The organism is Vicinamibacterales bacterium, from assembly GCA_041659285.1.
Lineage (GTDB): Bacteria > Acidobacteriota > Vicinamibacteria > Vicinamibacterales > UBA2999 > 12-FULL-67-14b.
In genome coordinates this window covers 23,253-36,103 of record JBAZYO010000007.1, presented here as the reverse complement: position 1 = coordinate 36,103, position 12,851 = coordinate 23,253, and the positions used below count along the sequence as shown (strand labels likewise).

Here is a 12,851-nt window from a genome sequence, read left to right as displayed (position 1 = left end):
CTGTTGCGGTCTGAGGAGGACCCCCGGATGTTCCGACAGTCTTGCCTGCTTGCACTGCTTGTCACCCTGGTGGCCATCGGCGGGGACACCGTTCGCGCGCAGCGCCCGGCGGCCGCGGCCGCGGCCGCCGCGCCGGCCGATCCCTTCCCGGGCCTGGTATTCCGCAACATCGGCCCCGCCACCATGGGTGGCCGCGTGGACGACCTGGCCGTGCTTGAGTCCAACCCGGCGGTGTTCTATGTCGGCACGGCCACCGGCGGACTTTGGAAGACCGTGAACAACGGCACCACGTGGGAAACGTTGTTCGACGATCAGGAGAACGTGGTGTCGATCGGCGACATCGCGATCAATCCCGGCGACGCCAACACCGTGTGGGTCGGCAGCGGTGAAAACAACAACCGGCAGAGCACGTCGTGGGGTAACGGGGTCTACAAGTCCACGGACGGCGGCCACACGTTCAAGTTCATGGGCCTGGGCACGTCGAAGATGATCGCGCGGATCGTGGTCGATCCGTCCGACCACGACGTGGTCTATGTCGCGGCGCTGGGCAGCGTGTTCGGCCGTGGCGGCGAGCGCGGCGTCTACAAGACCACCGACGGCGGCCTGACGTGGAGCCGCATCCTGTTCGTGGACGACGACACCGGCGCCACCGAGCTGGTGATGGATCCGTCGAACAACAAGGTGCTGTATGCCGCCACCTATCAGCGGCGCCGCGCCACCTGGGGCTTCAACGGCGGCGGACCGGGCAGCGCCATGTGGAAGTCGAGCGACGCCGGCCGCACCTGGACCAGGCTGACCGAAGGCGTGCCCGCGGGCCCGCTCGGCCGCATCGGCATGGACGTGTGGCGCAAGAACCCGAACGTGGTCTACGCCCGCATCGAGCACGAGACCGAGAGCGGCACCTATCGGTCAGACGATGCCGGCCGCACGTGGAAGAAGATGTCGAACGTCAATCCGCGGCCGATGTACTTCAGCCAGATCCGCATCGACCCCACCAACGACGCGCGCATCTACGTGCTCGGCGTGCAGCTCCACATTTCCGACGACGGCGGGCGCACGTTCATCGAGAACGGCACCATGCACTCGGATCACCACGCCATGTGGATCAACCCCGCGAACCCGAATCACGTTCTCGATGGCAACGACGGCGGCATCGGCGTGAGCTACGACAAGGGTGCGACGTGGGAAGGCATCTACAACCTGGACATCGGGCAGTTCTACCACGTCACCTACGATATGGAGACGCCCTACAACGTGTGCGGCGGCCTGCAGGACAACTACACCTGGTGCGGCCCGAGCGCGGTGCGCGGCCGCGCCGGCATCGGCAACGACCACTGGTTCTCGATTCACGGCGGCGACGGCTTCGAGGCGCAGATCGATCCGAAAGACTCGCGCACCATCTACGCCGAGTCGCAGGACGGCAACATCTCCCGCGTCGACCGCGTCAGCAACGAGCGCAAGTCGATTCGGCCGCTGCCGGCGCGCGGCGAGGCGCCGCTGCGCTGGAACTGGAACACGTCCATCCTGCTCTCACCGCACGACTCGAACACCATCTACGTCGGCGCCAACAGGGTGTTCAAGTCCACCGACCGCGGACAGAGCTGGACGGCGATCAGTCCGGACCTCACCGAGGCGACCGATCGCGAGGGCCTGTCGCTGATGGGGGTCCAGGCGAAAGACATCAAGATCGCCAAGAACGACGGCGTGCAGTCCTACGGCAACATCGTCTCGCTGGTGGAATCTCCGAAGCAGGCGGGCGTGCTCTACGCCGGCACCGACGACGGCAAGGTCCACATGACCAAGGACGGCCGGACGTGGACCGACATCACCAACAAGTTCCCGGGCGTACCGAAGAACGCGTATGTCTCGCGCCTGGTGCCGTCGGCGCACGACGTCAGCGTCGTCTACGCCAGCTTCGACAATCACCGCGCCGACGACATGGGCACGTATGTCTACGCCAGCGTCGACGGTGGCAACAACTTCCGGTCGATCGGTGAAGGCTTGCCCAAGGGCCACACGGTGGCGTCGATGACCGAGGACCCGAAGAACCCCAGCGTCCTGTATTCAGGCACCGAGTTCGGCCTGTTCGTGAGCCCGGACCGCGGCGGCAAGTGGCTGCGCATCAAGTCGAACCTGCCGACGGTGCCGATCCATGAAGTCGTCTTCCATCCGCGCGACAACGACATGATCATCGCCACCCACGGCCGCAGCATCTGGATCCTGGACGACGCGACGCCGCTGCAGCAGCAGGCGGAGGCGATGAAAGCCGACGCCTACCTGTTCGACATGCGCGGCGCCCTGCAGTTCAACCCCGCCAACGACCGCGGGTTCGTGACCGACAAGCCGTTCTTCGGCAAGAACCCCACCTACGGCGCGCCGATCAGCTTTTACCTGTCGAAACCGCAGGCCAACGTCGCGCTGCGCATTCGTGACGCGGCCGGCACGCAGGTGCGGGAGATCAGCGGCACCGACCTGCGCAACGCCCGCGGCGCCGGCGTCAACCGGGTCTACTGGGATCTGCGGCACCAGCCGTTGTTACCGCTCGCGGGGCAGCCCCCGGCCGGCGGTGGTGGCGGTGGATTTGGCGGCGGCGGCAACAACGGCCCTCACGTGCTGCCCGGTGAATATCGCGTGACGCTGGTCGTTGACAGTAAGGACGTGGCCACCAAGACGGTGCGCGTGAGCGGCGACAAGGACATGCCGATGACCGAGGCCGATCGCAAGGCGTGGCACGACACCGCGTTGGGCCTGCACGAGCTGCAGCGGGTGGCCAACGCGGCGGCCGAAGCGGTGACCACGCTGGGCACGCAGGTCACGGCGGCCGAGGCGTTGCTGAAGACGGCGGCGGCCGTCCCGGCGGCGGGCAAGACGGCGCTGGCCGACGTCAATACCAAGCTCGCCGACCTGCGGCGCCGGCTCGGCGTCGGCCAGGGCGGGCCGGGTGGCGGCGGCGGATTCGGCGGCCAGCAGGCCAACGTGCGCGGCCAGCTCGGGCAGACCAAGGGCCAGATCATGGGCTCCACGTCGATGCCGACGGCGCAGCAGAGTCTCGTCGCGGGCGAGCTGCGCGAAGACCTGGCCAAGGTCGTCACCGACACCAACGACTTGATCGCGGCGGTGCCCGCGGTCTACGACGCGATCGGCGCGTCGGGCGCGAAGCCCGCGGCGCTCAAGCCGGTGGGTCCATTGCCGGCTCCACGTTAGTTGTAGCCTCCGCCTTCAGGCGGAGTTTTGGGAGGACGGACATGAAACGGATCGTTGTTCTTGGTTTTGCACTCGCCTTGGTGGCCCCTAACGCGCCGGCGGTGACGGCGCAGGGCAACACGATGAGCTTCTTCATTACCAGCGTCGGTCCCGGGAAGGGCGCCGACCTGGGTGGCCTTGCCGGCGCCGACGCGCACTGCGCGGCACTGGCCAAGGCGGCCGGGGCCGGCAACCGCGTGTGGCGGGCCTACCTCAGTGCGACGGCGGCCAATGGTCAGCCGGCCGTGAACGCGAAGGACCGCATTGGCGCCGGCCCGTGGTTCAACGCCAAGGGCGTGCAGGTGGCGGCCAGCGTCGCCGATCTGCACAGCGACAACAACAAGCTGTCGAAGGAAAACTCGCTGACCGAAAAGGGCGAGGTCGTGAAGGGCCGCGGCGACACGCCGAACCAGCACGACATCCTCACCGGGACCAACCTCGACGGCACGCTGTCCGGCGCGACCTGCAACAACTGGACGAGCTCCGCCGGTGATTCGAGCGCCACGGTGGGGCACTTCGATCGACAGGGTGGCGGCGCCAACCCCACCTCATGGCACTCCGCGCATCCGTCGAAGGGGTGCGGTCTCGAACACCTGCGCCCCACGGGCGGTGAAGGCTACTTCTACTGCTTCGCCGCGAAGTAACAGCAACCGGGAGAGGCGGGCCACACCGGCCCGCCCCACTTCGGTGCATACTCACTTCAGGAATTGTCGACTACCATCCGCAGCATCGGCGCAAGGATTCCACTCGGCAGGCTGGCGATTGCGGGGTTCGGGCTGCTGTTGATCGCCGGCATCTGGGTCTACACGATCGATCGCGCCCGCAATGAGCGGATTGAAGCCACATCGAGCGAGTTCAGCAAGAACGCCAACCTGGCGTTGGCGCTCGATATGCACACCCATCAACTGCTCAAGGGGCTCGATCGATTCCTGCTCGTCATCAAAAGCCAGTACGAGCAGCCCGGTCCCCGCGTCCCGATCAGGCAGCTCATCGGGCCCGCGATGTCCGGCGAACGGTGGATCACCTTCATCGGCGTGACCGACGAGCGCGGCGACTTGGTCGAGGCGAGCCAGGAATTCGTGGAGACCAACTTCTCGGAAGGCGAATCGTTCAAGACCCACCAGCGTCGCGACTCCAAAGCCCTGCTGATAATGCCTCCCGTCCTGGGCCGGGTCAGCGGCCGCTGGGCGATCACCCTGACGCGTCGGCGCAACAAGCCAGACGGCTCGTTTGGCGGCGTCGTCCATATCGCCATCGAGCCGCGCTACCTGACCGAACTGTTCGAGAACACCACGATGGGGCCGAGCGACATCATGTCGCTCGTGCTGGCGAACGGCGTCACCCTGGCCCGGCGAAGGGGCCCGACGATCGAGTTTGGAGCGGCCATTCCCCAATCGCAGCTGTTCGTCGAGCACGCGAAGCGGCCGATCGGCAACTACATCGGTTCGGGTGCGGTGGACGGGCAGCTCCGGGTGTTCAGCTATCGGACGATGCAGGACTACCCGATCATCGTGACCGTTGGCACGTCGGAAACGGACGCGTTCGCGCCGGTCCGCCGGCGCGCGCGCACGCATTACGTGACGGCGACGCTGGCCAGCGCCTTCATCGCGCTGGCGTGCGCCGCCGGCATCGTGATGCTGGGCCGCCAGCAGCGGGCGAACCGGCGCCTGCACGAGCAGGCGTCGTTGCTCGACAAGGCCCAGGACGCCATCATCGTCAGCGACCTCGACCGCCGGCTGACCTACTGGAACAAGAGCGCCGAGCGCCTCTACGGGTGGACGGCGGAGGAGGCCGTCGGCCGCACGGTCGCCGAGGTGTTCTACGCCGACAGCGATGCCGCCGACGCCCTCCACGCCTACGAAGTCGTGATCCGCACCGGCGAGTGGACCGGCGAGCTGAAGGTGATCAACAAGCACCGGCGGCCGGTGATCGTCGAGAGCCGGTGGACGCTGGTGCGCGACCGGGAGGGCCGGCCCCGCAGCGTGCTGTCGATCAACACCGACGTGACCGAACGCCGGGAGCTGGAGCGCCAGTTCTACCGCGCCCAGCGCCTGGAAAGCATCGGCACCCTGGCCGGCGGCATTGCCCACGACCTCAACAACGTGCTGACGCCGATCATGCTGGCGATCGAGTTGCTCAAGGACCACATGACCGATCCGCGCGATCGCGAGGTGCTGGCCACCATCAACGACAGCGCGCGGCGCGGCTCCGAGATGGTGCGGCAGGTGCTGTCGTTCGCCCGCGGCATGGAAGGCCGCCGCGTCGAGATCGACGTGATCGAATTGGTGGCCGAGGTCGAGCGCATCGCCCGCGACACCCTGCCGAAGACGATCGGCATCCGCACCCGCGTTGATCTCGGCCTGCCGCCGATCGTCGGCGACCCGACCCAGTTTCACCAGGTGTTGCTCAACCTCTGCGTGAACGCGCGGGATGCGATGCCGACGGGCGGCCAGCTGTCGATCGCCGCCGAGCTGGTCCTCCTCGACGGCCGCGACCCGGCGGCGCCTTCCGACCTGCCGCATGGCGCCTACGTGATGATCGAGGTGCTCGACACCGGCGAAGGCATCGCGGCCGACATCGTCGATCGGATTTTCGATCCGTTCTTCACCACCAAGGAGCCCGGCAAGGGCACCGGCCTCGGGCTCTCCACCTCGCTCACGATCGTGAAGAGCCATGGCGGCTACATTCGCGCGACCAGCGAGCCCGGGCACGGCGCCCGCTTCCGCATCTACCTGCCCGCCTCTCACGGCGAAGGTGTCGCCGGCTCGATCGGCGAGACGGCGTCGAAGCCGCAGGGCAGCGGGCAAACGGTGCTGGTGGTCGATGACGAGGCGGCGATCCGCATGATCGCGCGGCGCACCCTCGAGGCCAACGGCTATCGCGTGCTGCTGGCGTCGGATGGGGCGGAGGCCATCGCCAGCTTTGGCGCGCACTCCCGAACGATTGCCGCGGTCCTGATGGACATGACCATGCCGGTGCTCGACGGCGTGCCGACCATCCAGGCGATGTCGCGCATCGACTCGACGGTGCCGATCATCGCCGTCAGCGGCATCAGCGCCAACGAGCACGCCGCGCGCGCCGCCAGCGCGCAGGTCCAGCACTTCCTGCCCAAGCCGTTCACCTCCGCCACGCTGCTCAAGGCCCTGAAACAGGTGCTGAGTTAGCCGGAGCCGAACGCCGGGGCTTCCTGGCGTCATACAATGCCGCCATGACGACGACGGCGGCAGCGGTGGCGAAGGCGCTTGCGGAAGCGGGCATCGATCGGGTGTTCGGCCTGCCCGGTGGAGAAGTGCTGGTCCTGATCGATGAATGCCGCCAGGTGGGCATCGACTTCGTGTTGATGCGTCACGAGGCCAATGCCGGCATCGCGGCGGCCGTCCACGGCAAGCTCCGCGGCCAGCCCGGCGTGGTGCTGGCCACGCTGGGGCCGGGCGCCGCCAACCTGATGCTGCCGATCGCGAGCGCGTATCTCGACCAGGAGCCGCTGCTGGCCATCACGGCGCAGCTCCCGGACGAATTCCCGCCCAGCCACACCCATCAACTGCTGCCGTTGCACGACAGCTATCGCCCGATCTGCCGCGTGGCGGAGAAGGTCACGCAGGCCAACGCGGGCGAGCTGGTGCCGCGCGCGCTGGCGGCGTGCATGGAGCGCCCGTATGGCGCGTCGTTCCTCACGCTCTCCGCGCGCGAAGCGCTCAAGCCGGTAACCTCCACCACCTCCACCACTCCCGTCACCCCTGTAGGGCCCCCCTTTATGGGGGGCCGGAATGCCATCGCGAAAGCCGCCGAACTCCGCGATCGCCTCGCCCGCGCGGAACGCCCGCTCGTGCTCATCGGCCTCGGCGCCGGCACCGCCAATGCCGCGCGCATCCGCAAGTGGCTGCTTGAGTGGAACCTCCCGGTCGCCGTCACCCCGAAGCTCAAAGGCATCGTCGACGAGTCGTCCGCGAACTTCGTGGGCGTGATCAGCGGCATGGCGGCGGATGGATTGATGGTGGAGGCGCTCAAGTCCTCCGACCTCCTGATCGGGCTCGGTCTCGATCCCGTGGAGATCGACAAGCTGTGGCACACCGAGTTGCCCATCCACTGGGTGCTCGAGGCGCCCAACGTCGGCGGCTTCATCCCGGCGGGGACGGAGCTGGTCGATCACGCCGCGTTCATCGACGCCATGATCGCGGGCAACGCGCCTCGGGTGTGGGACCAGCCCTTCGAGACGTTCCAGCGCAGGCGCCGCGACCTGCTGACCGGGCAATCGGCCACGCCCGAGACGATGTGGCCGGGCGACATCATCCGCGCCTTGTCCGAGGCGGTGCCGGCCTCCACCATCGTCACCACCGACGTCGGGTCCCACAAGTACCTGTTCGGGCAGTTCTGGCCCAGCCGGCAACCCGGCACGTTCTGGATGTCCAACGGCTTGTCGGGCATGGCCTACGGGCTGAGCGCGGCGATTGGCGCGAAGCTCGCGTGCCCGGATGCGCCGGTGCTCGCGGCGGTGGGCGACGGCGGCTTCTCGATGAACGCGCAGGAGCTCGAGACCGCGGAGCGCGTGGGCGCGCCGTTTGTGACCATCGTGCTGGAAGACGGCAGCTACTCGCTGATCAAGCTGGCGCAGGAGAGCCGCAAGCTGCCGTCGTACCGCATGGAGTTCGGGCGCATCGACACGGTGAAGATGGCCGAGGCGTGCGGCGTGCAGGCGCTGCGCACCGCCCACCCCGAGGAGCTGGCGACGGCGGTGCGCCGGGCCGTCACCGAGCGGCGCAGCCTGGTGGTGGGCGTGCCGGTGAACTACGCGGATTACAAGTTGATGTTCTGATGTGGCGGCATAATTCCCTTATGCCTCACCTGTTCGATCCGCTGTCCATCCGCGACTTGACCTTTGCCAATCGCGTGTTCGTATCGCCGATGTGCGAGTACTCGAGCACCGACGGCTTCGCCAACGACTGGCACCTGGTGCACCTCGGCAGCCGCGCCGTTGGCGGGGCAGGCCTGGTGTTCACCGAGGCCACGGCGGTGACGCCGGAAGGGCGCATCAGCCCCGAGGACCTCGGCATCTGGAAAGACGAGCACATCGAGCCGCTCGCCCGCATCGTCCGCTTCATTCACGAGCAGGGCAGCGTCGCCGGCATGCAACTGGCGCACGCCGGGCGGAAGGCGAGCACGTATCGACCGTGGAGCGGGAACGGTGCGGTGCCCGAGGCTGAGGGTGGATGGCCGGACGTACTGGCGCCCAGCGCCATTGCGTTCGCCGGCAATTACCCGGTGCCGTCCGAGCTCTCGCTGGACGGTATCACGAGGGTGACCGCCGCGTTCGTGGAGGCGGCCCGCCGCGCCCACCAGGCCGGGTTCAGGGTGATCGAGATCCACGCCGCGCATGGTTACCTGCTGCACGAGTTCCTGTCGCCGCTCAGTAATCAGCGGGCCGACGCGTACGGCGGCTCGTTTGAGAACCGCACGCGACTCGTTCGAGAAGTCGTCACCGCCGTCCGCGGCGTGTGGCCGGAGCAACTGCCGCTGTTCGTTCGCATCTCGGCCACCGACTGGATTGAAGGCGGGTGGGACATCGAGCAGTCGCTTGAGCTGGCGCGCCAGCTCAAGCCGCTTGGCGTGGACTTCATTGACTGCTCATCGGGCGGCAACGCCGCGCAGGCGACGATCCCGCTGGGGCCGGGCTACCAGGCGCCGTTCGCGGAGCGCATCCGGCGCGAGGCGGGCATCCTTACCGGTGCGGTCGGCCTGATCACCGAGCCGGCGCAGGCCGAGCAGATCGTCGCGAGTGGCCAGGCGGACGCCGTCCTGATCGCGAGGGAGCTGCTGCGCGACCCGTACTTCCCGCTGCGCGCGGCCCGGGAGCTGGGCCAGGAAGTCACGTGGCCGGCGCAGTATCTCCGCGCCGGTCCCAAGGACGCCAAAGCACGACAGCCGGCTCGTCCATAGGGGGCCGGTTCGCATATTCTTGAACCCCCATGCTGAAGCTGTTTCGGTTCCTGCGACCATTCCGTGCGGCGGTCGCGATGGTGATGGGGCTCGCCTTTGCCCAGTCGCTGGCCAACCTGTATCTCCCCCGGCTGATGGCCGACATCGTCGACCACGGCATCGTGCCGGGCGATACCGATCAAATCCTGAAGATCGGCGGCGTGATGCTGCTGGTCGCCATTGTCGGCACCGTCGCCGCGGTGGCGGGCAGCTTCTTCACCGCGCAGGTCGCCACCGGCTTTGGCCGCGTGGTCCGCGGCCGCATCTTCGATCGGGTGGCGCACTTCTCCGTGCACCAGTTCGATCACTTCAGCACGGCGTCGCTCATCACCCGCACCACCAACGACACCACGCAGGTGCAGCAGGTGACGCTGATGCTGCTGGGCATGGCGATTACGGCGCCGATGATGGCGATTGGCGGCGTGGTGCTGTCGCTGTCGCAGGACGCCCGGCTGGCGCGCGTGCTGATCGCGGTGATCCCGGTCCTGGCGGTGGTCTTCTTCCTGATCATGCGCAAGGCGGTGCCGCTGTTCCAGCAGATGCAGGTCAAGATCGACCGGCTCAACCTGGTGCTCGACGAGGGCCTGAGCGGCGTCCGCGTGATTCGCGCCTTCGATCGCGGCGCCCACGAAAGCCGCCGCTTCGACGCGGCCAATCGCGACGTCACCGGCACCGCGATCTCGGTCAACCGCCTGGTCGCGCTGCTGATGCCGACCATGTTCTTCATGATGAACCTGACCAGCGTGCTGATCATCTGGTTCGGCAGCCTGCGCATCGACGCCGGCGAGATGCACGTCGGGGCGATGATGGCGTCGCTGCAGTACGCCATCCAGATCCTGATGGCCGTGTTCATGGTCACGGCGGTGTTCGTGATGCTGCCGCGCGCGGCCGCGTCGGCCGAGCGCATCAACGAGGTGCTCGACGTCGTGCCCGACGTCAACGATCCGGCGGAGGGCGTGAAGGTGGCGTCCGGCTTCAGCCGGACCATGGGCCACGTCGAGTTCCAGGACGTGACGTTCCAGTATCCGGGGGCTGAAGAACCGGCGCTCTGTCACGTGTCGTTCACGGCGAAGCCGGGGGAGGTGACCGCGGTCATCGGCGGCACCGGCTCCGGCAAGTCCACGCTCGCCGGCCTCATCCCTCGCTTCTACGACGTGGCCGAGGGCCGCGTGCTGGTCGATGGTGTCGATGTCAGGGACATGCGGCAGGAAGACCTGCGCGCCAGGATCGGGTTCGTGCCCCAGAAGGCCGTGCTGTTCTCGGGCACCATCGCCAGCAACATCGCCTTCGGGTTCGAAGGCGCCACCGACGACGAGATGCGTCGCGCGGCCACGGTGGCGCAGGCGGCCGAGTTCATCGACCGCATGCCGGAGGGCTACGCCTCGCCGGTGTCGCAGGGCGGCATCAACCTGTCGGGAGGCCAGAAGCAGCGCCTGGCGATGGCGCGGGCGCTGGTGCGCCGCGGCGGGATCTACGTGTTCGACGACAGCTTCTCGGCGCTCGACTTCGCGACCGACGCCAAGCTGCGCGCCGCGCTGAAGGCTGACCTCGCCGAGGCCACGGTGTTCATCGTCTCCCAGCGCATCGGTACCGTGATGAACGCCGACCGGATTGTTGTCCTGGACGATGGCCGGGTCGCCGGCATCGGCCCGCACGCGGAGCTGCTGCAGACGTGCGACGTCTACCGCCAGATTGCGGAATCGCAGGCCTCGCTCGAGGAGGTCGCATGAGTGCCGAACAGAAGGCGATCCGGCAACCGTCGGCGTCGGCCAACATGTTCGGGCGGGGCCCGATGGGCGGCTTCGGCGTGCCCGTGCAGAAGGCCAAGGACTTCAAGGGCACACTCCGGCGGCTGACGGGATATCTCGGGCCGCACCGCCCCGCGCTGATCGTGGTGGTCGCCGCCGGCGTCATCGCCACGCTGTTCAGCGTGATCGGCCCGAAGATGTTGGGCTTGGCCACCACCAGGATCTTCGAAGGCTACCTGGCCCGCACGCTCGGGCGGTCGAACGCCGGCATCGATTTCGGCTACGTCGGCGGCATTCTCTGGACCATGCTCGCCCTGTACGTGGTGAGCGGCGCCTTCCAGTACCTGCAGCAGTACCTGATGTCGGGCGTGGCGCAGAAGACCGTGTATGCCCTGCGCCAGGACGTCGAGGCGAAGTTCAACCGCCTGCCCCTGCGGTTCTTCGACGCGAAGACCCACGGCGAGATCCTGAGCCGGGCCGTCAACGACCTCGACAACATCAGCAGCACGCTGCAGCAGAACCTGACCCAGCTGATCACCTCGGTGCTGTCGGTGATCGGCATCATCATCATGATGCTGACCATCAGCTGGCTGCTGACCATCGTCGTGGTGCTGACGCTGCCGTTGAGCGTGACGGTGGTGGCCAGGATCGCCAAGCGGTCGCAGGGTTACTTCATCCGGCAACAGAAGGCGCTCGGCGAGCTCAACGGGCACGTCGCCGAGATCTACGCGGGCCACACCATCGTCACGGCCTTCGGCCACGAGGGGAAGTCGGTCGCCAGGTTCGACGAACTCAACGAGAAGTATTACGACGGCGCCTGGCGCGCGCAGTTCGTCACCGGCGTGATGTTTCCGATCATGATGTTCATCGGCAACCTCGGCTACGTCGCGGTGGCGGTGATCGGCGGCTTCCTGGTCACGCGGCGGGCGATTGCCCTCGGCGACGTGCAGGCCTTCATCCAGTACAGCCGGCAGTTCTCGATGCCGATCACGCAGTTGAGCAGCATCGCCAACTCGATCCAGTTGACCATCGCCTCGGCCGAGCGGGTGTTCGAGCTGCTGGACGAGCCGGAAGAGCCCGCTGACGCGCCGGCCGCCGCCGTGCTGGCGGCGCCGCGCGGGGAGGTCCAGTTCGATCACGTCGCCTTCAGCTACCAGGCTGACGCGCCGCTAATTGAAGACATGAGCCTCCAGGTGACATCGGGGCAGACGGTGGCCATTGTTGGCCCCACCGGCGCCGGCAAGACGACGCTGGTCAACCTGTTGATGCGGTTCTACGACGTCAATGCCGGCAGCATCCGCGTCGACGGCGTGGACATCCGCGAGCTGACGCGCGGCGGCCTGCGCCGGATGTTCGGCATGGTGCTGCAGGACACCTGGCTGTTCTCGGGCACCATCCGCGACAACATCGCCTACGGCCGCGAAGGCGCCACCGAAGACGCCATCGTCCAGGCGGCCAGGGCGGCGCAGGCCGATCACTTCATCCGCACGCTGCCCGAGAACTACGGCACGCTGATCAACGAAGAGGCGACCAACCTGTCGCAGGGCCAGAAGCAGCTGCTGACCATCGCCCGGGCGTTCCTGGCCGACCCGGCCATCCTGATCCTGGACGAGGCGACCAGCAGCGTCGATACGCGCACCGAGGTCCTGATCCAGGAGGCGATGGGCCGGCTGATGCACGGCCGGACGACGTTCGTCATCGCCCACCGGCTGTCGACGATTCGCAATGCCGACGTGATCCTGATGATGGAACACGGCCGCATCGTCGAAAAAGGCACGCACGAGGATTTGCTGGCCGAAAAGGGGCGCTACGCGGCGTTGTATCAGAGCCAGTTTACGGGGGCCGAGGCATAGCGTCTGGTGCTACCATGCGCCTCGCGGAGGACAG

General features: G+C 67.5%; 7 protein-coding genes. All 7 read left to right on the top strand.

Features of this window, described 5'->3' with window-relative positions; translation table 11 throughout:
- Window positions 1-27: 27 nt before the first annotated feature.
- The 7 genes from WC815_12780 to WC815_12750 all read left to right on the top strand — a co-directional run bounded on the left by WC815_12780 (window position 28) and on the right by WC815_12750 (window position 12,817).
- Window positions 28-3,204: a hypothetical protein gene (locus tag WC815_12780; protein MFA5909647.1), complete on the top strand. Its 3,177-nt coding sequence runs from the start codon at window positions 28-30 to the stop codon at window positions 3,202-3,204.
- Between the two features lie 41 nt (window positions 3,205-3,245).
- Window positions 3,246-3,887, top strand: a complete 642-nt coding sequence (locus WC815_12775; GenBank protein ID MFA5909646.1) for a hypothetical protein — start codon at window positions 3,246-3,248, stop codon at window positions 3,885-3,887.
- A gap of 63 nt (window positions 3,888-3,950) precedes the next feature.
- Complete coding sequence (locus WC815_12770) at window positions 3,951-6,407, top strand: ATP-binding protein (GenBank protein MFA5909645.1); 2,457 nt, start codon at window positions 3,951-3,953, stop codon at window positions 6,405-6,407.
- Window positions 6,408-6,451: 44 nt separating this feature from the next.
- On the top strand, window positions 6,452-8,056 hold the full coding sequence (locus WC815_12765) for a thiamine pyrophosphate-binding protein (GenBank protein ID MFA5909644.1): 1,605 nt from the start codon (window positions 6,452-6,454) through the stop codon (window positions 8,054-8,056).
- Window positions 8,057-8,076: 20 nt separating this feature from the next.
- A complete protein-coding gene (locus WC815_12760) occupies window positions 8,077-9,177 on the top strand; it encodes an NADH:flavin oxidoreductase/NADH oxidase (GenBank protein ID MFA5909643.1) in 1,101 nt (366 codons plus the stop codon).
- 29 nt (window positions 9,178-9,206) lie between these two features.
- The gene (locus WC815_12755; GenBank protein MFA5909642.1) at window positions 9,207-10,946 is read left to right on the top strand and encodes an ABC transporter ATP-binding protein; all 1,740 of its coding nucleotides are present in this window, start codon (window positions 9,207-9,209) and stop codon (window positions 10,944-10,946) included.
- On the top strand, window positions 10,943-12,817 hold the full coding sequence (locus WC815_12750; GenBank protein ID MFA5909641.1) for an ABC transporter ATP-binding protein: 1,875 nt from the start codon (window positions 10,943-10,945) through the stop codon (window positions 12,815-12,817). Before WC815_12755 ends, WC815_12750 begins: the two co-directional genes overlap by 4 nt.
- The last annotated feature ends 34 nt before the right edge of the window (window positions 12,818-12,851 follow it).

Bases quoted from the DNA above. Each gene is read 5' to 3' on its own strand.
- WC815_12780 (MFA5909647.1), top strand. From the start codon at position 28: ATGTTCCGACAGTCTTGCCTGCTTGCACTGCTTGTCACCCTGGTGGCC.
- WC815_12775 (MFA5909646.1), top strand. From the start codon at position 3,246: ATGAAACGGATCGTTGTTCTTGGTTTTGCACTCGCCTTGGTGGCCCCT.
- WC815_12765 (MFA5909644.1), top strand. From the start codon at position 6,452: ATGACGACGACGGCGGCAGCGGTGGCGAAGGCGCTTGCGGAAGCGGGC.
- WC815_12760 (MFA5909643.1), top strand. From the start codon at position 8,077: ATGCCTCACCTGTTCGATCCGCTGTCCATCCGCGACTTGACCTTTGCC.
- WC815_12755 (MFA5909642.1), top strand. From the start codon at position 9,207: ATGCTGAAGCTGTTTCGGTTCCTGCGACCATTCCGTGCGGCGGTCGCG.
- WC815_12750 (MFA5909641.1), top strand. From the start codon at position 10,943: ATGAGTGCCGAACAGAAGGCGATCCGGCAACCGTCGGCGTCGGCCAAC.